The organism is Streptomyces sp. NPDC044003 (assembly GCF_056435185.1).
In genome coordinates this window covers 1,071,460-1,093,107 of the sequence record NZ_JBWKFA010000003.1, presented here as the reverse complement: position 1 = coordinate 1,093,107, position 21,648 = coordinate 1,071,460, and the positions used below count along the sequence as shown (strand labels likewise).

The window sequence follows — 21,648 nt, the reverse complement described above, 5'->3', positions numbered from 1 at the left end:
TATGAGGTCATCACACCGCACCACGGTCCCAGGTGGCGAGACGTCACGGTGGCAGAACGCCGCTGATCGTTCTCACGGAATGTGTGCCAGAACCGGGTAGCGACAGCAGCTGTTCACAGGTTTGGGAGGCACCCGGATCCACGGTCGGGTGATGTTCACGAGTTTTGACAGCACTGCGGTTCTTGCCAGGGCAGCATCGGGATGCTCCTGGTGAAAGGTGCTGGTCATGCCGCAGATGTCGAAGGTCGAGCTGTATGCGGCGATCCGGCGTGACCACCGTGCTGGTGTCTCGATGCGAGCCCTGGAGCGCAAGTACGGGGTGACCTACCGGACGGTGCGAAAGGCGGTGAACTCCGCTTGGCCGGAGCCGCGGAAGAAGCTCCCGCCGCGCGCGACCGCGCTCGATCCGTACAAGTCCGTGATCGACCAAATGCTGCGGGCGGACCTGGATGCGCCGCGCAAACAGCGGCACACGATCACACGGATCTTCCACCGGCTTGTCGAGGAGAACGGTGCTGAGGACATCTCCTACCAGATGGTCCGACGCTACGTCGCCGACCGGAAGCCCGAGATCCTGGCGGCGTCCGGGAAGGCGCCGGTGGAGGCGTTCGTCCCTCAGTCCCACCAGCCCGGCATGGAAGCCGAGGTCGACTTCGGCGACGTCAAGGTGTGGCTCGGCGGCGAGCTGGTCACCTGTTACCTGTTTTCCTTCCGCCTGTCCTACTCGGGCAAGGCCGTCCACCGTGTCTTCGCCTCCTGCGGGCAGGAAGCGTTCTTCGAAGGCCACGTGCACGCGCTTCAAACGCTGGGCGGGGTCCCGCGGACCAAGGTCCGCTACGACAACCTGAAGTCCGCGGTCGCCCAGGTCCTGGGGCTCAGCCGGGCTCGGGTCGAGACGGACCGCTGGATCGCGTTCCGCTCCCATTTCGGCATCGAGAGCTTCTACTGCCGTCCCGGCATCGAGGGCGCCCACGAGAAGGGCGGGGTCGAGGGCCAGATCGGCTACTTCCGCCGCAACCACTTCACGCCCGTCCCCGAAGTCGCCTCGCTCGCCGAGCTCAACGAACTGGTCGACCAGTGGGACCTCCACGACGGGCGCCGGCGCATCGGGGCAAGGCCGCGGACGATCGACGAGCACTTCGCCGTCGAACAGCCGCTGCTGGCGCCCCTGCCGGACGAGCCGTTCGAAACGGGCCGGCTGTTCACGCCGCGGGTGGACCGCTACAGCCAGATCACGGTCCGGACCAACCGCTACTCGGTTCCCGTCCGCTTGATCGGCAAGAAGGTCCGGGTCATGCTGCACGCCTCTCACCTGGTGGTTTACGAGCAGAACGTGGAAGTGGCCCGGCATGAACGCCTGATCGCCAAGTGCGGAATCCGCCTGGAGCTGGACCACTACCTGGAGGCCCTGGTCCGCAAACCGGGCGCTTTCCCCGGCGCCACAGCCCTGGAACAGGCCCGCTCAGCGGGGAAGTTCACCCCGGTTCATGACGCCTGGTGGGCGGCCGCCCGCAAGGTCCACGGCGAGAGGGACGGCACCCGAGCACTGATCGAGGTGCTGCTGCTGGGCCGGCATATCGCGCACGAACACCTGGTCGCCGGCCTGGCCACGGCCCTGCGGGCAGGCGCTTTGACTGCCGATGCCGTCGCGCTGGAGGCCCGCAAAGCCGCCCAGACCGAGGAAGAACCCATGGCCGTCCCCGCCCCGCGCGCACCGCACCCGACAGGCCAGCCGTCAGCGACCATCACGTCCTTGCACGAGTGGCGGCTCGCACACCTCCCGCCGGACACCAGGCCGCTGCCCTCGGTGACCCCCTATGACCAGTTGCTCCGCCGCCACCGCACCAGTGGCAGCACCCACCGTGAGGGAGAAGCCCAGTGACCCTGCCCCGCCAACGGAACATGACCGAGCAGGCCGCCGACGCTGCCATCGACAGCGCCTGCCGTCTCCTGCGGCTGCCGACGATCCGGGCCGAGTTCCCCGACATCGCAACAGCGGCCGCCAAGGACCAGATGACCTACCGCGGCTTCCTCGCCGAGCTCCTGATGGCCGAGTGCGACGACCGGGCCCGACGCCGCTCGGAGAGGCGGATCAAGGCAGCGGGATTCCCGCGAGAGAAGTCGTTGCGGTCCTTCGACTTCGACGCCAACCCCAATATCGACCCGGCCACCATCCACACCCTCGCAAGCTGCGAGTGGATCAAGAAGAGCCAGCCCCTCTGCCTCATCGGCGACTCAGGCACCGGCAAGTCCCACATGCTCATCGCGCTCGGCACCGAGGCCGCCATAAAGGGCTACCGCGTCCGCTACACACTCGCCACCAAGCTGGTCAACGAGCTGGTCGAGGCCGCGGACGAGAAGCAGCTGAACAAGACCATCGCCCGCTACGGCCGCGTCGACCTTCTCTGCATCGACGAACTCGGCTACATGGAACTCGACCGTCACGGCGCCGAGCTCCTCTTCCAGGTCCTGACCGAACGCGAGGAGAAGAACAGCGTCGCGATCGCCTCCAACGAGTCGTTCGGCGGCTGGACGAAGACCTTCACCGATCCCCGGCTCTGCGCGGCCATCGTCGACCGCCTGACCTTCAACGGCACCATCATCGAAACCGGCACCGACTCCTACCGCCTCGCCACCACCCGAGCACGCGCCGAACAACAAGCTGTCGCCGGCTGACCTTACGCCGTCGGGCTGCCCGCCACCTTTGCGGCTGCGGGCAGCTGCATCACATCCGATCAGAACCTTCAAACTCGTCATCGCACTGACCGGTTCGACAGCACACGGGCAGCCACTCGGCCGCGATCTCACGAACCCGCTGCAGGCGAGCTCTGTCGGGCTCTATCACCGTCAGAATCTCGAACGCGTCGCCAGCAGCACCGGGCTGCCGATTCGACATCACCTCTTCATAGAGGAGCCAAATGCCCTGCGTGGCAAGGGACCGACAACGCTCCGGAAGTTCCGTCCCCTCTCCCGCGACCATGCAGTGGAGGAGGTCGAGAAACCACGCGCGTGCTATCGGCGCCACGTCGTCCGCGAGGGCAGCCAGAGCAACAGACGTCACCGCAGGAGCCGGTTCCCAAAGCGCCGCTGGCGACCAGACATGCCCTTCGAAACTGACATGGATCGGCCTCTCCTCGGGCCCACGCCCCGCAAGCTGCAGCAGATACCCGACAAGGTGTTCTGCCGTGCTGCCACACCCGCACAGCATGCCCTTCCAGTCCTGCCGGGCGATCTCCATCTCGATCAGTCTCATAGCTCCCAGACACTAGAGCCTCCCGAGGGAACGACGACGCGCCGAGTGCTGTCAGAACTCGCGAACATCTCGAAGCCGGGAGATCGGCGACTGCTGCTCAAACTGACGGAGAAACGCTGCCCCCAGAAGTGAACAGAGCCAAACCTGCCGACCGCGGAAAGGTGCCCTACCTCGGATTCCTCTCCGAGCTGCCGCCAACCGAATGCGACTACCGGGCCCACCGCCGTTCCCAGCGACGCATCAAAGCCCCAAGCCACCCCAACACTCCCCATGGCGCATCACGCCCCTGCCACCCACTTCTTCCGGTGCCCACTCCAGGAGCGCACTGTCCGCAGCGCCACGCGCAGGTGTAGGAAGGGGTCTATTCCAGACGCATGTCTTCGACGGCATGATTCGGCCCCACCAGAACGGTTTCGGGTGGCCCCATTTTTGAGCTATGTGGGTGATCGACTCAAGCAGTGTCGGGGAGGAACGGCTTGGCCTGGCCCCACCCCTCTCGTCAGACTGCAAGCCGCGTGGGCAAGCCGTCCGCCCGCCCGTAGGTGAGCACCCGCGCGAGGACCTCGCGGAACCGGGAGACGTCTTCAGCCGGCGCCTCGATGACGGCCTCGATCTCGCCCTCGTCCAACCGAAGGCTCTCCAAAGCCTCGGGATCCAGCGAAATACGGAGGACGTTGCCGTCCAAGACGGCTTCGCGCACACATCCGTAGGCCGTCCCCTGGCCAGCGGTGACCAGACAGTGGGTGTCCATTCCCAGCGCGACCTCCTGCTCGTCGGGCTCTTCCTCGCCCACCATGAACATCAGGATGAAGCCGCTGCCGTCCTCGCTCTCCGCAAGGGCGGCCTCGGTGAAGTAGCCGTCAGGGTCGATCTCCGTGCTGGCGACGCGAGCGGTGAATCGGTACGTCATGACGAGGTTGTATCAACGCGGTCAGACAGGGCGCTCAGGAGGGGCATCGACGTCATCACGGCCAAGGTGGGTCCACTTCAAACCGTTCCTCAGCCGCGGCCAGGCGAAGCCGTCACGGCGGGGCCGAAAGAGACCGTCCTAGACAGACACGGGTCCTAGCCGAACCACCGCACCGCGTGCTGGTGATCTCACACGATCATGGAGTAGATCTCGACCAGCCCCTCCGTCTCCGCCACATCGGCGCCGGACACGGTACGGGGTGCGGGGCGACGGACGGTCGTCGGACGGTCGTGAAGGCCGAGGTCGCCATGACAACGCCAGTGACTGCCCCGCTTCGAGGCGCAGGCTCACGCGATTCCCATCATGGCGGCGACGTGCGCGACCGGGCGGGTGTGGCTGCGTTCGATGAGGCGACGCCCACCCTTGACCGTGAGAGCGCATAGCGGTGTGCAGGGTCATCAAGCAATCGGGGTGGCGCCGGTCGCGGCGGCGGACAGGTCCCACAGCCGTGCGGCCGAATCCAGGTCGATGGCGTATGCGCGGACGCCGCCATCGTCCATCGGTGCCCCGGGAGCGGAGACGCCGGCGACGTCGCAGTCCTCCAGGTAGAGGCCGCCGAGGCCGTCGAGGAGGCGCGATGTGGCGGCCCACAGACCGGTGGAAGCACCCTGAGCCGGGGTCTTGAAGTCGGCGCCGATCACGTTGCCGTGTTCGTCCACCCAGCCGCGGTCGATCTGCTCCTGGAGTGCCATCTCCCGCTGCAGCCCCGTGATGATCTTGCCCGGGTGAAGCGCGAACGCGCGGACACCGTCACCGCGACCGAGGACGTCGAGGTGCACGGCGAAGAGGGCGTTGGCGGTCTTGGCCTGTCCGTAGGCCAGCCACTTGTCGTAGCCGGTACGGAAGTGCGGGTCGTGCCAGCGGATGCCGGTCAGGGTATGGCCGGCGGAGCTGTTGACGACGACGCGGGCGCTGCCGGCGGCGGCCAGAAGCGGGTAGAGCTCACAGACGAGGGTGAAGTGTCCGAAGTGGTTGGCGGCGAGCTGGCTCTCCCAGCCGGGGCCGACGTGTCGTTCGGGGGTGGCCATGACTCCGGCGACGGCCATGAGCAGGTCGATCTTGGTCAGGGAGTCGCTGATCCGTGCGGCGGCGGCGCGCACGCTATGAAGGTCCGCCAGGTCCATGGGGATGACCTCGCAGCCTTCCACGTCAGCGAGGACGGTGCGGGCGATGTCGGGTCGGCGTGCCGGGACGACGACCCGGGCTCCGGCGGCTATCAGGGCACGGGTGGTTTCCAGGCCGAGTCCGGAGCAGCCCCCGGTCACGACGGCGCTCGTGCCGGAGAGGTCGAGGCCCGCGATGATGTCCTGGGTGGTGCTGGTGGCGGAGAAGGGCGAGCCGAGCGGCCGCTGATCAGTGCTGGTCATGTCGACGAAGCTACGATCTAGAGCGAGGTCTAGATCAAGTCATAAACTACGGCGCATGACAACGGCCCACCCTCCTGCGGAACCACTGAGCATCGGCGAGGTGGCCGAACAGACCGGACTCAGCGTGCACGCTCTGCGCTTCTACGAGCGCGAGGGCCTGCTGGTCGGACCGATCGAGCGCACGTATGGCGGCCGGCGCCGCTACAGCGCGCTCGATGTCGAATGGCTGCTGATCTGCGTCAAGCTGCGGGAATCCGGGATGCCGCTGACTGACCTCAAGCGGTTCACCGAGCTGGTACGGCGCGGTCCGGGCAACGAGGTGGAACGTCTACAACTCCTCGATGCCCACCGTCAGCGCGTCGACGCCCAGATCCAGGCACTGGAGGAGTGCCGCTCCGTCATCACCTGGAAGGTCGGCGTCTACGCCGAACACCTCGCCCGCGGGGAAGCCGACGGCCTCTGGGACCCGACGACCTGAAATCCGAAGACAAACTCTCCCCGACTTGCGGGGCACGCCCTCGCAGTCGCCGCGCATCACCAACCCCGGAACCGAAGGGCGGCCCCCCTGCTCACCCATAACCTCATCAACATCTCGCCCCGAACACATAGCTTGATCTTTAACCCGTAGGAGCTTTCCGTGCATGGCTCGCATACTGGCTCGATGGGTTCGATCTCCATGCACCGCCGGTTCCGGGACCCTCGCAGCACGAAGTACGACTTCCTCACGTCGGTTCTCGTGTGCTGTCCCCGCTGCGAGAAGGTCGCGTACGTCGGTACAGCACCAGACCCGTCCGGGGTGCACGACCAGGGCCTCTTCGCACCGAGGCGTCTCGTTTGTCGGAGCTGCGGGATGGCGAAGGAGTGGAGTCGTGGCGGTGTGGCCTTGCACCGGGACCGGCACGCGCCTGCCACAGACCCGTACTTCGATGTCCGTCTCTGGCTGCAGACCGAGACCCGGCACGGGTGGATATGGGCCTACAACCTGGAACACCTGGACCTGATCAGACGATTCCTGCAGGCACCGCTGCGTGAAGGGATTCCCTGGCACGACCACGGCCGAAAGATGACCGTGGTGGCCCGCTTGCCCGCATGGATGCAGCAGGCCAAGAACCGCGACGAGGTGCTGCGTGCCATCGCCCGCATCCACGCCTCGCTGCTTCGTACCTAACTTGATCTCTCATCCGTGCGGCAGGGCCGTGGGGCGGCTGACCTCTTCGTTCACTGCTTCGCCGGCTGCCTCTGGCGGGGGCATGCACGTCGTGGAGAGGGGTGTGGGCCAGGTTGTTCTTACGCCCCAGGGGCCGTCCCGGGCCAAAGCGAGAGAGTTTTGGTGTTGTGGCCGGGCAGGCAGCGTGCGGCCGGAGGGGCCGGAAGTCACGGCGGACGCGGGCGGGAGTGAGTCTGTCGGGGGAACTGGGCTTCTCCCGGGGCGGCGCAGGTCGGCTGCGCGGGGCGGGCGAGACGGAGTGGGGTGTTGGCGGCGAGGATCAGCCAGATCCGGAGTGGAGCCCGCGCTCCTGCTGGTTCTGCTCGCCGGTCACGGCCAGGAGGTTCTTTAATGGCACACCGCCGTCCCCGGGGAGAAGACCACCGCCAAGCTGGTCCGCGCCCTGGCCGAGGGTGTGATGACCCTCAACGAGCACATCGCCGAGATGGACGAGCTCATCGAGGGCCGGTTTCGCGAGCACGAACTCGCCGACATCATCCTGAGCGTCCCCGGCATTGGCGCCACCTTGGTGCAGAGTTCCTGGCCACCGTCGGCGGCGACGTGGAGGAGTTCGACTTCCCGGATTCCCTGGCCGCCTTCACTGGCGTCGACCCCAGACCGCGCGATTCGGGCAAGGTCATCCGCAACCTGCGTCGTCGGTGGTCTAATCGCCGAAGGTTCCGGCGTGTCTTCTACACCTCGGCCCTGGTCAGCGTTCGCTACGACCCGAACTCTCGGCAGTTCTACGATCGCAAACGCGCCAAGAGGAAGCAGCACGTCAAGGCTGTGCCGGCCCTCGCCCGCCGACGCGTCCACGTCATCTGGGCCCAGATCCGTGACCGCCGGTGCTACCAGGTCACGCCTCCGGTCACCGCGGCTGCTTGACTGGGGGCACGCATCATCACGCTCGGCCAGCCTCCCGGGCGGCTATCGTCCGTGGGATGCCACTTCACCAGTACGCCTACTTCGCGCTGTTCAGCCAGCACACCTCAGCAGATGACATCACCTCCCAGCTCGGCATCACTCCTGACGAGGTAGCCGTTCGCGGCAGCCGCTTCACCGAACCAGTAGTGGTTCCAATCGACCATTCGTGGATGGTCGTCTGCCGGGATCCGGGCCTGCGCGTCGATGAGCAGATCACCCGCATTCTCGACAGGCTTCAGCCCCACACGGACCGCATCAGCGCCCTCGCCAAGCGTCTGGCTGACACCGGCGGCGGAGCAGTGCTTCACGTCGTGCGGTACTTCAACGACACCGACCAAGCCCAGCCAAGCGCTGTGGATGGTCCCAGCCTCTTCGGTTGGCACCTGGACCGCAATGTCCTGGACTTCCTCAGTGCCACTGGCGCCGAACTCGGTATCGACGAATACGACATGGCCGAAGGAGAGAGCACCAGGTGAGCACGGGACCTAGGCCGTGTATCGAAAGTGGATCTTGAGCTGTGAATGATCACGGTTCATGGGGCGGGGAGATCTCACGGACGAGCAATGGGCGGCGCTGGAGCCGTTGCTGCCGAAAGGCACGAAGGCGGGGCGGCCGCCGCTCTGGTCTCGGCGGCGGCTGATCGACGGCATACGGTTCCGGGCCCGGACCGGTGTTCCGTGGCGGGACGTGCCTGCCGATTACGGGCCGTGGGGCCGGGTCTACGACCTGTTTCGCCGATGGCAGCGGAACGGCACCTGGCACCACATCCTCACCCGTCTCCAGTCCCTGGCCGACGCGAGAGGTGCGATCACGTGGGACTTGAGCGTCGACTCCACGGTGTGCCGCGCTCATCAGCATGCGGCCGGGGCCCGCAAGCAGGGCGACCTGCAGAAGGAACCGCCGGGCGGTGTGTTTACCGAGCCCGGTGATCACGGGCTGGGACGTTCGCGCGGCGGGTTCACTACCAAGCTCCACCTGGCCGTCGAGCAGGGCCAGAAGCCCATGGCGATCGTGGTGACAGCCGGACAGCGCGGAGACTCACCGCAGTTCGAACCCGTACTGGCAAAGGTCCGCGTGCCCCGCATCGGGCCAGGCCGGCCACGCGTCCGCCCCGACCGGGTGCGGGCGGACAAGGCGTACGCCTCCCGCAGGAACCGTGCTTACCTGCGCCGCCGCGGGATCCGCTGCACCATCCCGGAGAAGGCTGATCATGTCCGCAATCGCAAGAAGCGCGGCTCTCACGGCGGTCGTCCACCGATGTTCGACAAGAGGGACTATCGCGAGCGGCACGCCGTCGAATGTGCGATCAATCGCCTCAAGAGGCACCGGGCAGTGGCTACGAGATATGACAAGCTCGCCGTCCGCTATGAAGCGACAGTACTGGTGGCAGCCATCAACGAGTGGCTGTGATCAGCACGTCTACGACTCACGCAAGGGTGGCGAGTCGGTCAGAGACTTGAACAGGTGCACGTCTGCGTGCCCGCCAGGGACACCCGGTGTCCGACCGGTCTCGACGAAGCCATGGCGCCGATAGAAGCCGGGAGCTTGGAATGTGAAGGTGGAGGTGGAGAGCCGGTCACAACCACGCCGCCGTGCCTCAGCCTCGGCTGCCTGCAAGATCCTGCTCCCCCAACCGTCCTTGCGACTGTCCTCGCGCACCCACAACAGCTCGATGCCGCAGAGGCCACCCCAAGTTCGTGCGGTCAACCCACCAACCAGTTCACCTGCTCCATCGGTGACCTTGATCGAGAACGTGCCACGGTCGGGAGTGCCTGTGGCGGCACTGTTGAAGGCGATCAACGCTTCGGTCAATCGGTCGTTGAGCTCAGAGTCACGCTCGCTGACAGTCAGGGCCGGGCCGGAGCTGTGGTCAGTCATCACGGCGCGGAGTATGTCAGTCAACCTGGCGCCGAAGCATGCGATTACTCACGTCTTTGATCTACTTCCGATACACGGCCTAGTACTCACCTGGGCCCATGAGTCGTCAGCCGATGGCTTGACGAACAGCATGAGGAAGCCCCGGGAACATCCGAGTCCGTCGTCGGCCGACTCGAAGGCGATCCCGCCGCTCATCCCTTTTGGGAGGTCCCCCATCGCCGCCCCGGCGGCATGCTGGTTCTCGCCGCCTGTGCCCCGCTGCCACTGGCCCGGCCACTGGCGGCCGACCGGCGCCCGCCATGGGAATACCCACCCGCCCCGCACTCGGGCGGTCGACTCTCTCCATGCATCTCGATCAGCCACGAATCGAATGGAGAATCCGTTGCGCAGACATGGGCTCACTCTGGCCTTAGAACCCCTAACAAAATGATCAAGGGCGTGATTGGATCCCACTGGTCGTCATATTGATCAAACTGTGAGGGTGTCGGGGTGGCGCGGCAGAAGCCGTGGGAGGTTAGCGACGAGCTCTGGATGGTGATCGAGCCGCTCCTTCCGAAGGTGGAACGTCGGTCTCGCAACCCGGGGAGGAAGCGTCTGGATGACCGTCAGGTGCTTCAGGGGATCCTGTTCGTCCTCCACACCGGGATCTCCTGGGAACACCTGCCGCAGGAGTTGGGATTCGGCTCGGGGATGATCTGCTGGCGCCGCCTGGCCGAGTGGCACGAGGCCGGCGTCTGGCTGCGACTCCACGAAGTCCTGCTGGCCAAACTCCGCGCGGCGGACGTCCTGGACTTCACCCGCGCAGCAGTGGACTTCTCCCGGTCAGAGCTCTAAAGGGGGCGGCAAGACGGGACGAAGCCCTGTTGATCGGGGCAGGACAGGCAGCAAGCATCACCTGATCACGGACGCCGCCGGGATCCCGCTCGCCGTCACGTTCACCGGTGGCAACCGCAACGACGTTACCCAGCTCATCCCGCTGCTGGAGGCGGTCCCGCCGGTACGTGGCAAGCGGGGCCGGCCCCGACAGCGCCCGGACGTCGTTCTCGCGGACCGCGGCTGCGACCACGACAAGTACCGCCGGCTGGTGCGCGATCTCGGCATTCGACCCCTGAATGCTCGGCGCAACACCGGGCATGGCTCCGGCCTGGGCGTCCATCGGTGGGTTGTTGAGCGCGCGTTCGCCCTTCTGCACCACTTCCGTCGCCTGCGGATCCGCTGGGAGGTCCGCGATGACATCCATGAGGCCTTCCTCAGCCTCGGATGTTCGCTGATCTGCTGGCGGAGGCTGTGCTCAATCCGGTGACAGGTGGTCGTCCCAGGTGCGGAGCACGTCGGCGAGTAGGAGTCGGTGGGTTTCGATCCAGTTGGCCGGCAGGTCGATCGGGACCCGCACGGTTGCCATCGAGACGAGGTCGTCTTCAACGACCACCTCGGGACAGTCGCGCTCGCCGTTCAGGTGGATGAAGACAGACGGTCCGCGCTGGACATCCAGCCAGGCGATGTCCTCGCCGGACTCAAGTCGAGCGAGAGCCTCGCCCCACGACGTCAGCCGCGACCGCCACAACGAGAGACGCAACCGCCCGCTTACGAAGGGCGTGTTGACGACGATCTCTGAGGCCAGCCCTCCAGACACACCACCCTGCAGAGGACCCAGCACGGTGATGCGAACGCTGTTGCCCTCGTCATCACACAACAGGGCCAGATCCAACCGCTCGACCGCCACCACGTCACCTCCCACGAAAGATGAGGCGATCTTGGCGCACGGCCAGCGGAGCTGGCCAGCGACTTCGGTCCGCGTCAATTCATTTCGTTAGGAGCTCTAAGCGCAGATGTGCTTGAAGGAACTCGCACCCGGCCGGGCACGAAACGTCACCTCATGCCCGGCATCGTCGGTGAAGACGGCCTTCGTCTCGGACTCCAGGGTCATCGTTCCTCGTTGGGTAGGGTTGTCCCACCCTTCGGGCGGGTTGCCCGAGCCCCCCGAGAGCGGGGTCTCCGCTTCGAAGTACGTCGAGCCGATACGGGCCTCGTCGATGCCGCAATGCGTATAGAGGTCGAAGGGAATCGTCCGGACGGACGGTGTCGCCTGAACGGTCTTTGCGCCCTCGTCGGCCTTGGCACAGCCCGTGAGTACCCCCGCAGCCAGCGCGAGCACGAAGATGATTTTCCCAGCTCTCTCAACCATGCCCCTTCGACGCACGAAACCAGTCGACGGTTCCGTACCTCGCGGCTGCAGGTCACGCAGAGGCCGTCGCGCAGCGACGCCCATCGGCCCCGGTGTCCGCTCGAAAGCGTGGGACTCCCACACCTGCTGGGAGCAGCCCTGGCGAATGCGGTGGTAAGCGGCGTGGTGTGGGTCCTGATGCAGGGGCAGCCGCCGCCTTCGAGGGCCGGTCTAGCGTTGAGTCGTGACATGGAACGAAGCTGAGTATCTCGACTACCTGCAGTCCGAGCGGCGTTGCTACGCGTGGGTCATGCAGCATCACGGTGGGCTGACGCCGGAGGAGGCCAGTGGGGCCGCCCTGGAGTGATACCTGTACGAGCCGGCCGAGGCGCCGTTTCGCGGGATGGTCTTTCACGACGAGGCGTGGCACTGGGCGATGCAGGCGATCCACGGCGATCGGTACGTAGTGGAACACCCCGAGCTGGCTCAACCGTCACCTGACTACCGAGCCCTTGAGTAGCCCATCGACGAGCGCATTCGAACACCGCTGCAATCCTCCGCGACGACTGCTTGACGACGCCAACGGGTATTCCGTCACGCTCATCCGGCAGCGGCACCGCGACCTGGGGCCGTACCTCCACCCGTACTTCTGGGCCGCTGCCTGCCGGGGGCCTCGGTCGACCGGTGGTCGCCGAGGCCCCTGGCGCTGGGCGCGCCGCCGCGGCTACGGCGCTGCCGGGACGGTGTCTTCGAAGGTGGTGGCCGTCGTGCGGTACGCGGCGACCTTGGCGGCCACCTGGGCCGGGGTGAGGACCTGGTCCTTGACGTGCAGGACGTAGTCGACCTTCTGGTCGTAGGAGCGCGGGGTGGTCGAGGTCTGGCCGGTCAGGTCGATCAGCCACTGGTTGAAGTTGATGGACATGGGGCGTTCGGGGAGGTAGCGGGCGTCGTGACGGCCGAACTCCTGGCCGTCGATGTAGTAGACGATCGTGGTGTCGTCGATGGTCAGGACCAGGTCGTGCCAGCCGTCGTAGCTCGTCCGGGACTCCGAGTGCTGGTTGACGGCCTCCCAGGGGTCGGGCCGGTAGGTCTCCCACGAGGTGGTGTAGAGGATGTTCGCGGGCTCGCCCCAGCCGCCGTTGGGGAGGTACTCGAAGTCGTACTCTGCGTAGTCGTCGGCCATGGGGGCCTTGAGGTCGTTGATGGTGAAGAAGGTCTGGACGAGGTGGTCGCCGTCCGGGCCGGATGCCGGCGCGTCGGAGAAGCGTACGCGCGCCGCGTACGTGCCGTTCTTGAACTTCGTGGCCCGGGTGAGGATCTCGGTGTGCTTGGTGGACTCGCCGGTGCCCGCGGTGGAGGTCCGCAGGTTCATGATGGAGTTGGTGCCCTCCTTGGCGAAGGTGACGTTCTCGGGGGCCCAGGTGGCGCCGGGCACGCCGGGGCCGCCGGAATCGGAGCGCACGCTCCAGCCGTGGGCGTCGATCGCCGGGTCGGTGTGTCCGGTGTAGTTGAAGTCGTCGAAGAGCGCGGCGCCGCCAGTGGGCGGTGGTGTGGTCGGGTCGGTCGGCGTCGGGGTCGGGGTCGGGGTCGGTTCGTTGCCCGTTGGAGCGGTGCCCCAGGCCTGGATGCCGGCCACGGTCGCGGTGACCTTGTCCCAGTTGGCGTACCCTCGACCTCGCCGGAGCACTGACCATCCACGACGAACCGGAGCGCGGCTAGCTCGGACGGACGGACGGGCTAGCGGCGCGGACATGCACGGTTCTCGCGTGACGGTCGTCTTGCCTTCGCCAGCCTCGCCTGCGGGAGAGCCTCAGGACGAGCCGCGGGCGATCCGCAGCTCGGTCAGCAGCGCCTCGCCCGGGCTGAGGTCCGTCCAGGTGCCGTGCCAGGTCAGGACGGCGAGCGCGCAGGTCGGGAACTTGGTCCGTACACGGTCCAGGGCGTTGTCGACCGAGCCGCCCGCGAGCAGCATGACCAGGTCCTCCAGGCCCGGGTTGTGCCCGACGATCAGCAGGGTGCCGACCTCCTCGGGCACGCCGTGGAGGACGTCGAGGAGGTCCCGTTCGTCCGCCCCGTACAGCCGCGGGTCGTGACGGGTCGCGACAGGGCGCTCCAGTTCCGCGGCGGCCAGGTCCCAGGTCTCGCGGGCCCGCCGGGCCGGGGAGCACAGCACCAGATCGGGCAGCTGGCCGGTCTCCGCCAGGAAGCGCCCGGCCACCGGGGCATCGCGCAGGCCGCGCGGGCCGAGAGGGCGGTCCCGGTCGGGTACGCCCTCGGGCCAGGCGCTCTTGGCGTGTCTCAGGACGAACAGTCGCCGCGGCCCGGTATGGCCGGGCCCGGTGGACCCGGTGGACCCGGTGGACCCCGGAGTGTCGGCGGGCGCAGGTGTCCCGGTGGGATCGGGAGACTCAGTGGACGATGGCACGTTCCTGAGCGTAGGCGGTGGGGCGGCTGTCGGCCACGGACGGACTCTACGGATACGTCCGAACGTCGTCGTTGTACTCGCGAGCCCGCTCCCGTACGACCTCGGGCAGTGTGTCCGCCGCCAGATCGGCGAGGGTCGTACTCTCCAGGACCTGACGCAGACTCGTCCGCACGGCACGCCACACGTCCGGCATGGAAGCCGCCGCGCCCTGGTACTCCAGGCCCGTCAGCTTCAGGTCGCGCACGCTGACCAGCGGTCCGTCCATCGCTCTGATGACGTCGGCGAGGGTGATCTCCGCGGGCGGGCGGGTGAGGCTGTACCCGCCGTCGGGGCCGCGCACGCTCCGTACCAGGCGTCCCTGTCTCAACTCGCTGAGCACGACGAAGAGGAAGCGGACGGGAATGTCCTGGCGCCCGGCGATTTCCTCGGCCTTGAGGGGCCGGTCCGGGGAACAGGCCAACTCGGCCATGGCCCGGATGGCGTAGTCCGTTCGTGCTGAGATCCTCACGCACTCAATGTCTCACGAGTGACGGGACTCTGACCTGCGGCGGTGTGTTGCGGACTCGTCAACGGCGATCCGACGTGGCGGTGTTGTCCTGAAGCGGCGTTGTCACTGCACTTTGTTCATCGACATAGTGAACATTGGGCCGTGCAATGCCCGCCCCTGGTTCGGAGGTCTACGTGGTGTCTGAGGTGTCTGAGGTGTCTGACATGTCTGAGGTGTCCGAGGTGTCTGTCGATTCCCCGTCGTTCGCCGAGACCTCCCCTCCACGTCCGACCGTGGCCGTCGTCGGCGCGGGCGCGGCGGGTGCCCTCGTCGCCGTCCAGCTGTGCGAAGCGGCCGCCCGGCGCCGTATCCCGCTCGATCTGGTCCTCGTCGACCCCGCGCCGGAGGCCGGGCGGGGCGTCGCGTACGCCACCGAGGTCCCCGAGCACCGGCTCAACGTGCCCGTGGGCGGCATGAGCTGTTACCCGGACGACCCGGGCCACTTCCGGCGCTGGCTCTGCCGGCACGGCGAACCCACCGTCACCGCGGCGGACTTCGCCTCCCGGTACCGCTACGGCTCCTATCTCGCCGACACGCTCGGGCGTGCCATCATCACGGCGCACGGCACCGTCTCCGTGCGTCGGCTGCGCACCAGGGCGACGGGGTGTGCCGACACGGCCGGTGGGCGGATGGAGCTCCGGCTCGCCGACGGCGGCACGGTGACGGCGGACAGCGTGGTCCTCGCCACCGGGCCCGCGGCGGGCCGGGCGGCTTGGGCCCCGGCCGAGCTCGTCGCCTCCGAGCGGTTCATCGCCCGCCCCTGGGCGCCGGGGGCGCTGGACGCCGTGGGCGAGTCGGACGACGTCCTCCTCGTGGGTAGTGGTCTGACCGCCGTCGATCTCGCGCTCGTCCTCGACCGTCCCGGCCGTACGGTGCACGCCGTGTCCCGTAGTGGGCTGCTCCCCCAGCCGCACGCCCTCGCCCCGCTGCCCGCCGTGGCGCCGCCGCCGGGCCTCGCCGGTCTCCCGTTCCCTCGCCTCCGCAGGGAGCTGACGCGGCACTTCGCCGCCACGCGCCGCGTCCACGGCGACTGGCGGCCCGCACTCGACGGGCTGCGGCCCGGCATCGTACGGCTCTGGGAGGGCCTGACCGACGAGGAGCGGGCGGAGTTCCTGGGCCGCGACGCCACCCTCTGGAACGTACACCGGCACCGCATGGCGCCGTCCACGGCCGAGACGGTCGCCCGGGCGCACGCCGCCCGCAGGCTCCGCGTCCACGCGGGCCGGGTCGCCTCGGTGGCGCCGGGAGAAGGCGGTGGCCTCGTCGTCTCCCTCGCCGACGGCCGTGTCCTGCGCGTGGCCTGGGTGGTGGACTGTACGGGGCCGGGGCTGCGGGCCGACGCCGGCGGTGACCCGTTGTGGAGCGGGCTGCTGGCCGACGGCCTGGCGGTACCCGGGCCGCTGGGCATCGGCGTGTCCACCGACAGGGGCCGGCTGGTCGCCGCCGCGGGCCATCGCGAGCGGCCACTGTTCACGCTGGGCGCGCCTCGCCGGGGCGAGCTGTGGGAGACGACCGCGATCCCCGAGATCCGGAGCCAGGCGAAGGAGGTCGCCGAGGCCGTTCTCGGTCCGCTCGCCGGCGCTCCCCGGCCTACTCGCCGCCGGCCCACCGACCAGTTCGGACTGCCGCTGTCGACCCATGCGGCGGCCGCCGCGTCGTTCCGCTGCGGACTGGGACGGGTGATCACGGTACGGGCGAAGGCGGCCGAGGCGTTCGCGCGCGCCACCGAGCTGGACCCCGGGTTCGCGCTCGGGCACGCCGCCCTGGCCCTTCTCGGGCACGAGTGCGGAGCGGACGTCGACGTCGCCCGGGCGCTCGCGGACGCCCAGCGCAGTGTGCGCGAACGCGGGGACGAGCGGGAGCGATCGTTCGTCGACGTCGTCACGCGACGGGTCACGGCGCACGAGGCCCAGAAGGGCGGGGCCGGCACGGGGCTCGGACCCGTCGACGGGGACGCGGCGCTCGTGGAGCATCTCGGCCGTTTCCCCGCGGACGCGTTCGCGCTCGGCATCGCGGTCCCCACGATCGCCTTCTCCGGCGTCACGGACCTCGACGGCACGCTCGCCCTGGACTTGGTGGAGCGGACCGCCTCGTCCTACGACGGGCACTGGTTCCACACCTCTCTGCTGTCCTTCGTCCGGCAGGAGCAGGGGCGGATCGAGGAGGCCGGGGAGCTCGCCCGGGCGGCACTCGCCGCGGAACCCGCCTCCGGCCACGCCGTGCACGCCCTCACCCACGTCCACTACGAGTCCGGTGAGCACCTCGTCGGGCGGGACTGGCTCGACGGCTGGATCGGCAGCCATGGGCGCGGGGCCGTCCACCGGGCGCACTTCTCCTGGCACGTGGCGCTCCATGAACTGGCCCTCGACGACACCGCGGCCGTGCGCCGCCGCTGGTTCGCCCAGCTCGCCCCGGGCCAGGTGAACGGGGTGCGGGCGCTCGTCGACTCCGGATCGCTGCTGTGGCGGGCCCGCATGTGCCGGAACTGGACCGGCCGCGTCCCCGTCGACGGCGTGCTCGACGCGGTCGCGCGCGATCTGGTCGAGCGCCCCGCGACCGCGTTCACGGCCCTGCACAGCGCTGTCGCGCTCGCCGCCGCGGGCGATCTCCCCGCGCTCCGCCGCCTGCGCGCCCACGCGGCCGGCGCGGACGCAGTGCAGCGGGAGGTCATCGTCCCGCTGTGCGGGGCGCTGGAGGCGGTGGTGGAAGAGGAGTGGGCCACGGCAGTACGGGACCTCCGAGGACTGCTGCCCTCGCTGCGCCGCGTCGGGGGCAGCGCTGCACAGCGCGAGGTCGTGGAAGAGACCCTGCTGTACGCACTGGTGAAGGCGGGTCACAGCGACACCGCCCGCGACCTCCTCGAACAGCGCCTCGACCGCCGAGCATCGCCACTCGACAGCCGAAGGCTGGCCGGGCTGCGGGGGTGACGGAGGCTGGCTGGCGGGTACGCGGGTGACGGAGGCTGGTCGGGGTGAGCGGCTGACACAGGCCGGCAGGGGTGCGCGGCTGGCGGAGGTCGGCCGGAGTACGCGACTCACAGCGGCCGGCGGGGTTGCGCGGCTGACGGAGGCCCGCGCGACCTGCCCTCGTGGTCTCGCCGGGAGACCACGAGGGCTGCCGGGAGCGGTCCGTGGCCGCACCACACGCTCGCGTGACTCGTCGAGGGGAGCCGATGCCCGCCCGGGGCGAGGGCCACGACGAGGAGGCCGAGGCCGGGCGGCCCAGGGAGGTGGGCACAGCGGCCGATGTTCATCGCCGGGCGAACGGCCTTCACCCAGGGCGTTCACCCGGCCTGGGCAAGGACCAGCAGATTCCCGTTTCCCGGGTGCCGTACTCGATCGTCCGCGCCCGGGAAGCCGGCAGCGGCTTGTGGAACGCAGCCCTGGACCCCAACGTCGGGTCCAGAAGACGACACCGCCACCGCCGACCCTTACGGAACGGGTCGAGCGGTTGCTCGTCACCAGGCGGTGCCAGCTCAGCAACGCGGACGTCCTGGTGATCACGGGCGCCAGAAAGGAATCACCGGGCGGAACGTTCACCGAACCTGGTGATCACGTGCGCCTGCGAGCTGACAAGGCGTACACCTCCCGCGGGATCCGCTGCACCACTCCCCACAAGGCCGACGAGGCTCCCAACCGCCAGAAGCGCGGTTCCTGCGACGGCCGGCCGCATTTCGACCCGGTCGGCTGCCGCGAGCGCCATGCGATCGAGTGCGGGATCAAGCGCCACAAGAGCCACCACGCCGAGGGGAAGGCGCACCACGAGGTCTCCACGGGCGCGCTCGCCGCGGAAGCCCCACATCTGGGAGCGATGGCGAGCCCTCGGTCTCGGCCGGCGAAGCGAACTGAGTAGGGAGACGAGCTGCCTTGGCCGTTCGTTCTCAAGGACTCTCATCAGGCTGGTGTCGCATGGCGTGATGTCCCTGCGGAACGGTGGGTTGCTCTGGTGTGACGGCCTGGCGTCGGCTGTGGGACTGGACCGAGGCCGGCGTCTGGAGGAGTGCTCCGTTGACGGGTCGCACGTTGCAATCGAGTCAGGATCGACTCTCGTAGTCGGCAGCAGCAACGACGAGTTCATCGTCGTGAAGCTCCTCAGCCAGGGTGTGGTGCGCGTCCCGCAGGACACTCGCGAGACGTGCCTGCAGGCAGGCCAGCTGTTCGTCTACGATATGGCGCGCCCTGTGCATCTGGCGGTGCCCGAAAGGTTCCAGACCAAGTCGCTCGTCCTGCCCCGCCAGGCGCTGGACCTCGGCGAGTCCGACCTGCAGCGGATCACAGCCATGCCGTTGGGAGCCGAATCCCCGCTCGGCCGACTGGTGACGCCCTTCCTGTCTCGCCCTGTCGACTCGGCGGGAAGCTACGGCCAGGCGAAGGGCATGTCCGGTGCCCGCCACGCGGTGGACCTGATCCAGACGCTCGCCGAGGAGCACCTCGGTCATGACACCTGGGACAAACCCAACGCCTCCCGGATGACGCTGCTGCGAATCCAAGCCCACATCAACCGACACCTCACCGATCGTGAGATGTGGTGGTGGCGGGCGATCGCCTCGGGAGTGAGGGCCTCACCCCCGTCCAATGAAGCTGCGCCATCTTGAAGTGGCTGGTCAGCGGGGTGGCGTGACCTCGTTTCGGGGTGCTCGTGCTGGTCGTGGGCGGCGGTCTGTGTCGTAGATCGTCCGGCGGGGTGGTTTTGCCGATGAGTTCACCGTCCTCGAGCGGTCTACCCAGCGACACGACCGTTCTCGACAGGAGTGCCATGTCCACCATCCAGCCAGTGATCGTGACTGCCGACCTGGACGTTCTGCTCGGCTTCTATACGAAATTGTTCGGCGCCGAGGAGATCTTCCGGGTGCCGGCGGAAGGTCCGGCCTTCTACCTCGGCTTGCGTATCGGCGACACCGACCTTGGGCTGGTGGCCAAGGAGAACCCGGGAACCGGGGCGGCACCGCGGATCCTGCTCAGCATCGGTGTCGACGACGTCGACGAGACGCTCGGCCGGGTGACGGCGCTGGGCGGCTCGGTCCGCAGCGGCCCCAACGACATGCCGTGGGGGCAGCGCGTCGCCCACATCCAGGACCCCGACGGCAACCCGGTGAACCTCACCCAGCCGATCCCGGCCCGGTGAGGCTGTTCCGAGTGCTTGTGCTGGTCGTGGGCCGCCTGCGGCAGAAATCAATTGCCCGTAGTGGCCTCGATGTTCGTCAGTACGAGCAGCGCGCGAAGCAGGTGGGTGGCGCGGGTGGGGTCGGTGCGGAGCTTGATGAGGATCCGCCAGTTCTTCAGTTGGGCGAAGCCGTGCTCGACCGGGGCGCGTCCGGCGGCCAGGATGCGGTTGGCCTCCTTCTCGGCGGGGGTGAGCTTACGGGCGCGGGTGGCCTTGAAACCGGTGACGACCACGGGGTCGTCCCCGGCGCTGTCCAGGCCGATAAAGCCCAGGTCGGCCAGGGCGCCGAGACCGGCGGCGCGCAGGTGGGCCAGGATGCGGTCGCGGCGGGCGGCGGTGATGTCGTGGGTGCGGCCGGGCCGGGCGGCCGATATCCAGATCATCCGGCCCCGCTCGTCGGTCAGGGCGAGGACGTGCAGGCCGTGGCGGCGATGCTTGCCGGAGTAGTTCGGGCGGTTCGCCGTCCCGGTGCGGCGCTGGGTGGGGATGAGGGTGCCGTCGATCAGGACGACCTCTCCGCCGCGCCGTGCGATCCTCTTCAGGGCGCGGTCCAGGCGAGGGGCCTTCGCGGCCAGCAGGGCGATCAGCTCGTCGCGCCAGCGGCGGACGGTGGTGGCGGAGATGTCGTTGCCGTCGGCCATGTCGGCCAGGCGCTGGTCGTGCCGGAGCACGGCCAGGACGATCACCGCGATCCTCCCGGGCGGCAGCGCCCGCCACCGGGAGCGTATGGCCTTCAGATGGCGTCGCAGCAGGTCGGCGAGGTAGTTGAGGGTGTGTGTGGACAGCGGCAGGCGGCACTGGTAGACCAGGGACACGGTGTCCCCGGCGTGCTCTTTGGTTTTCGTCACACAATTCCAACAGCCGCCGGGGGCACCTCAGTTACGGCTCGCCGCTGTGCGGCATGGTCACAGGCGGGCGGTGAACTTGCCGTCGGGTCGTTTGTGCAGCCAGCCGCGGTCGGCCAGCTTCGTGAGCTTCCCGCGCAGTGGCTCCAGCTTGCCCCTCACCCCGGTGTCCAAGCCCAGCACCTCGCCGATCTGCCGGGTGGAGACCGGGCCTCCGGCCTGCCGCACGGCGGTCAGGATGCGCTGGTACTCCGCCGGCAGTGCGGACTCAGCCACCCCCGGCCCACGGTCCGGGACCAGCCGCACCGCCCGCCCCGCCACCTGGACCACCGGCGACCCGGCCTCCGTGCGCTCGTCGGCGAGTTGCTCGCTCATTCGCTGCCACACCCGCTCGGCCACGGCCAGCTCATCCCGCTCAGCTCGTACCTCCGACAGCTGCTTGACCAGCTGCTCTTCGAGTCCGTCCAGCTCCGCTCGCCGCGCGGCGATCCGCTCCAACCCCTCGGGATCCATCATGGGCGGAGCGTAGGAGCGGCACCCGCGACGACGGACGGGAATCCACAAACCCACTCCTGCCAGACGATCTACACCCCAGACTGCCGCCCACGACCAGCACGAGCACCCCGAACCGGCGCCACACCAGCACCCTGACCAGCTACTTCAAGATGGCGCAGCTTCAATGGCGCAATGCGTCACTGCACACACCTGACATCCAGATCCACGAAGGTGCGCCTGCTGCAACCGCATCATCGGCAGCACCGGAAACATGGTGATGACGGGCCGTGCCGACTAGAGGTTCGCCATCGCTGGCCACCGATACGCCTCAGACACCACACCGGCACCACCGACGCATCCATGGCCTCCGCCGCATCCCACGACCAACACCTCGGAGAACAAGTCGCCGG

Annotated in this window: 21 protein-coding genes and 4 pseudogenes; 13 read left to right on the top strand and 12 right to left on the bottom strand. The window is 68.4% G+C overall.

Annotated features, from left to right (window positions below):
- Positions 1-235 precede the first annotated feature (235 nt).
- Together istA and istB are read left to right on the top strand one after the other, a co-directional pair.
- Positions 236-1,882: an IS21 family transposase gene (istA, locus tag AC07AW_RS17060; protein ID WP_478816272.1), complete on the top strand. Its 1,647-nt coding sequence runs from the start codon at positions 236-238 to the stop codon at positions 1,880-1,882.
- Positions 1,879-2,676, top strand: coding sequence for an IS21-like element helper ATPase IstB (istB, locus tag AC07AW_RS17055; RefSeq protein WP_478816216.1), 798 nt, complete (start codon positions 1,879-1,881; stop codon positions 2,674-2,676). Before istA ends, istB begins: the two co-directional genes overlap by 4 nt.
- A 49-nt stretch (positions 2,677-2,725) precedes the next feature.
- On the opposite strand, the gene AC07AW_RS17050 is transcribed toward istB, so the two are convergent.
- The 3 genes from AC07AW_RS17050 to AC07AW_RS17040 form a co-directional block, all read right to left on the bottom strand.
- Positions 2,726-3,253 carry a hypothetical protein gene (locus AC07AW_RS17050; RefSeq protein WP_478816215.1) on the bottom strand — a complete coding sequence of 176 codons (528 nt, stop codon included), beginning with the start codon at positions 3,251-3,253 and terminating at the stop codon, positions 2,726-2,728.
- A 499-nt stretch (positions 3,254-3,752) separates the two neighbouring features.
- The gene (locus AC07AW_RS17045) at positions 3,753-4,163 is read right to left on the bottom strand and encodes an Imm10 family immunity protein (protein WP_478816214.1); all 411 of its coding nucleotides are present in this window, start codon (positions 4,161-4,163) and stop codon (positions 3,753-3,755) included.
- A 458-nt stretch (positions 4,164-4,621) separates the two neighbouring features.
- Complete coding sequence (locus AC07AW_RS17040) at positions 4,622-5,590, bottom strand: oxidoreductase (RefSeq protein ID WP_478816213.1); 969 nt, start codon at positions 5,588-5,590, stop codon at positions 4,622-4,624.
- Positions 5,591-5,645: 55 nt separating this feature from the next.
- Between AC07AW_RS17040 and AC07AW_RS17035 the strand changes: the two genes are divergently transcribed.
- Entirely contained in the window at positions 5,646-6,068 is a 423-nt protein-coding gene (locus tag AC07AW_RS17035; protein WP_478816212.1) for a MerR family transcriptional regulator, read from the top strand.
- A 183-nt stretch (positions 6,069-6,251) separates the two neighbouring features.
- Positions 6,252-6,758, top strand: coding sequence for a hypothetical protein (locus tag AC07AW_RS17030; RefSeq protein ID WP_478816211.1), 507 nt, complete (start codon positions 6,252-6,254; stop codon positions 6,756-6,758).
- On the opposite strand, the pseudogene AC07AW_RS17025 reads toward AC07AW_RS17030, so the two are convergent.
- Positions 6,755-7,084 (bottom strand): annotated as a pseudogene (locus AC07AW_RS17025) (NF041680 family putative transposase); the annotation flags it as partial. The gene AC07AW_RS17030 and the pseudogene AC07AW_RS17025 sit on opposite strands and share 4 nt — an antisense overlap.
- A gap of 68 nt (positions 7,085-7,152) precedes the next feature.
- Here AC07AW_RS17025 and AC07AW_RS17020 point away from each other — a divergent pair.
- The 3 genes and pseudogenes from AC07AW_RS17020 to AC07AW_RS17010 form a co-directional block, all read left to right on the top strand.
- Positions 7,153-7,682 (top strand): annotated as a pseudogene (locus AC07AW_RS17020) (transposase); the annotation flags it as partial.
- Between the two features lie 56 nt (positions 7,683-7,738).
- Positions 7,739-8,197: a DUF4279 domain-containing protein gene (locus AC07AW_RS17015; protein WP_478816210.1), complete on the top strand. Its 459-nt coding sequence runs from the start codon at positions 7,739-7,741 to the stop codon at positions 8,195-8,197.
- 58 nt (positions 8,198-8,255) lie between these two features.
- Complete coding sequence (locus tag AC07AW_RS17010) at positions 8,256-9,131, top strand: IS5 family transposase (RefSeq protein WP_478816209.1); 876 nt, start codon at positions 8,256-8,258, stop codon at positions 9,129-9,131.
- A 9-nt stretch (positions 9,132-9,140) separates the two neighbouring features.
- On the opposite strand, the gene AC07AW_RS17005 is transcribed toward AC07AW_RS17010, so the two are convergent.
- Positions 9,141-9,599 carry a GNAT family N-acetyltransferase gene (locus AC07AW_RS17005; RefSeq protein WP_478816271.1) on the bottom strand — a complete coding sequence of 153 codons (459 nt, stop codon included), beginning with the start codon at positions 9,597-9,599 and terminating at the stop codon, positions 9,141-9,143.
- A 531-nt stretch (positions 9,600-10,130) separates the two neighbouring features.
- On the opposite strand from AC07AW_RS17005, the gene AC07AW_RS17000 reads away from it, so the two are divergent.
- Positions 10,131-10,902 (top strand): IS5 family transposase gene (locus tag AC07AW_RS17000; RefSeq protein WP_478816270.1). Its coding sequence is split into 2 segments (ribosomal slippage): positions 10,131-10,412 and positions 10,414-10,902, totalling 771 coding nucleotides; the frame shifts between segments, so codons are not numbered across the junction.
- Here AC07AW_RS17000 and AC07AW_RS16995 read toward each other — a convergent pair.
- From AC07AW_RS16995 to AC07AW_RS16975, 5 genes and pseudogenes are all read right to left on the bottom strand, one after another.
- Positions 10,891-11,325: a DUF5959 family protein gene (locus AC07AW_RS16995; protein ID WP_478816208.1), complete on the bottom strand. Its 435-nt coding sequence runs from the start codon at positions 11,323-11,325 to the stop codon at positions 10,891-10,893. The two genes, AC07AW_RS17000 and AC07AW_RS16995, sit on opposite strands and share 12 nt — an antisense overlap.
- 93 nt (positions 11,326-11,418) lie before the next feature.
- On the bottom strand, positions 11,419-11,754 hold the full coding sequence (locus AC07AW_RS16990; protein WP_478816207.1) for a hypothetical protein: 336 nt from the start codon (positions 11,752-11,754) through the stop codon (positions 11,419-11,421).
- A gap of 733 nt (positions 11,755-12,487) precedes the next feature.
- A pseudogene (locus AC07AW_RS16985) lies at positions 12,488-13,429 on the bottom strand (glycoside hydrolase family 16 protein); the annotation flags it as partial.
- Positions 13,430-13,573: 144 nt separating this feature from the next.
- On the bottom strand, positions 13,574-14,074 hold the full coding sequence (locus AC07AW_RS16980) for a SixA phosphatase family protein (RefSeq protein WP_478816269.1): 501 nt from the start codon (positions 14,072-14,074) through the stop codon (positions 13,574-13,576).
- Positions 14,075-14,234: 160 nt separating this feature from the next.
- Positions 14,235-14,696, bottom strand: a complete 462-nt coding sequence (locus AC07AW_RS16975; RefSeq protein WP_478816206.1) for an RrF2 family transcriptional regulator — start codon at positions 14,694-14,696, stop codon at positions 14,235-14,237.
- Between the two features lie 272 nt (positions 14,697-14,968).
- Here AC07AW_RS16975 and AC07AW_RS16970 point away from each other — a divergent pair, with 272 nt between their 5' ends.
- The 5 genes and pseudogenes from AC07AW_RS16970 (at position 14,969) to AC07AW_RS16950 (ending at position 19,859) form a co-directional block, all read left to right on the top strand.
- On the top strand, positions 14,969-17,662 hold the full coding sequence (locus AC07AW_RS16970) for an FAD/NAD(P)-binding protein (RefSeq protein WP_478816268.1): 2,694 nt from the start codon (positions 14,969-14,971) through the stop codon (positions 17,660-17,662).
- A 628-nt stretch (positions 17,663-18,290) separates the two neighbouring features.
- Positions 18,291-18,587 (top strand): hypothetical protein, encoded by a 297-nt coding sequence (locus AC07AW_RS16965; RefSeq protein ID WP_478816205.1) that lies wholly within the window; start codon positions 18,291-18,293, stop codon positions 18,585-18,587.
- Between the two features lie 21 nt (positions 18,588-18,608).
- Positions 18,609-18,730 (top strand): annotated as a pseudogene (locus AC07AW_RS16960) (IS5/IS1182 family transposase); the annotation flags it as partial.
- Positions 18,703-19,329, top strand: a complete 627-nt coding sequence (locus tag AC07AW_RS16955; RefSeq protein WP_478816204.1) for an AraC-like ligand-binding domain-containing protein — start codon at positions 18,703-18,705, stop codon at positions 19,327-19,329. The pseudogene AC07AW_RS16960 and the gene AC07AW_RS16955, both read left to right, overlap by 28 nt.
- A gap of 161 nt (positions 19,330-19,490) precedes the next feature.
- Positions 19,491-19,859 (top strand): VOC family protein, encoded by a 369-nt coding sequence (locus tag AC07AW_RS16950; protein ID WP_478816203.1) that lies wholly within the window; start codon positions 19,491-19,493, stop codon positions 19,857-19,859.
- Positions 19,860-19,906: 47 nt separating this feature from the next.
- Here the strand turns inward: AC07AW_RS16950 and AC07AW_RS16945 are convergent, their stop codons facing one another.
- Entirely contained in the window at positions 19,907-20,746 is an 840-nt protein-coding gene (locus AC07AW_RS16945) for a transposase family protein (protein WP_478816202.1), read from the bottom strand.
- Positions 20,747-20,803: 57 nt separating this feature from the next.
- Positions 20,804-21,259 (bottom strand): hypothetical protein, encoded by a 456-nt coding sequence (locus AC07AW_RS16940; RefSeq protein WP_478816201.1) that lies wholly within the window; start codon positions 21,257-21,259, stop codon positions 20,804-20,806.
- Positions 21,260-21,648: the final 389 nt, after the last annotated feature.

Coding starts and splice junctions, on each gene's coding strand:
- AC07AW_RS17040 (WP_478816213.1), bottom strand. CDS start 5,590: ATGACCAGCACTGATCAGCGGCCGCTCGGCTCGCCCTTCTCCGCCACC.
- AC07AW_RS17030 (WP_478816211.1), top strand. CDS start 6,252: ATGGGTTCGATCTCCATGCACCGCCGGTTCCGGGACCCTCGCAGCACG.
- AC07AW_RS16950 (WP_478816203.1), top strand. CDS start 19,491: ATGTCCACCATCCAGCCAGTGATCGTGACTGCCGACCTGGACGTTCTG.
- AC07AW_RS17035 (WP_478816212.1), top strand. CDS start 5,646: ATGACAACGGCCCACCCTCCTGCGGAACCACTGAGCATCGGCGAGGTG.
- AC07AW_RS17010 (WP_478816209.1), top strand. CDS start 8,256: ATGGGGCGGGGAGATCTCACGGACGAGCAATGGGCGGCGCTGGAGCCG.
- AC07AW_RS17050 (WP_478816215.1), bottom strand. CDS start 3,253: ATGAGACTGATCGAGATGGAGATCGCCCGGCAGGACTGGAAGGGCATG.
- AC07AW_RS17015 (WP_478816210.1), top strand. CDS start 7,739: ATGCCACTTCACCAGTACGCCTACTTCGCGCTGTTCAGCCAGCACACC.
- AC07AW_RS16940 (WP_478816201.1), bottom strand. CDS start 21,259: ATGATGGATCCCGAGGGGTTGGAGCGGATCGCCGCGCGGCGAGCGGAG.
- AC07AW_RS17045 (WP_478816214.1), bottom strand. CDS start 4,163: ATGACGTACCGATTCACCGCTCGCGTCGCCAGCACGGAGATCGACCCT.
- AC07AW_RS17005 (WP_478816271.1), bottom strand. CDS start 9,599: ATGACTGACCACAGCTCCGGCCCGGCCCTGACTGTCAGCGAGCGTGAC.
- istA (WP_478816272.1), top strand. CDS start 236: ATGTCGAAGGTCGAGCTGTATGCGGCGATCCGGCGTGACCACCGTGCT.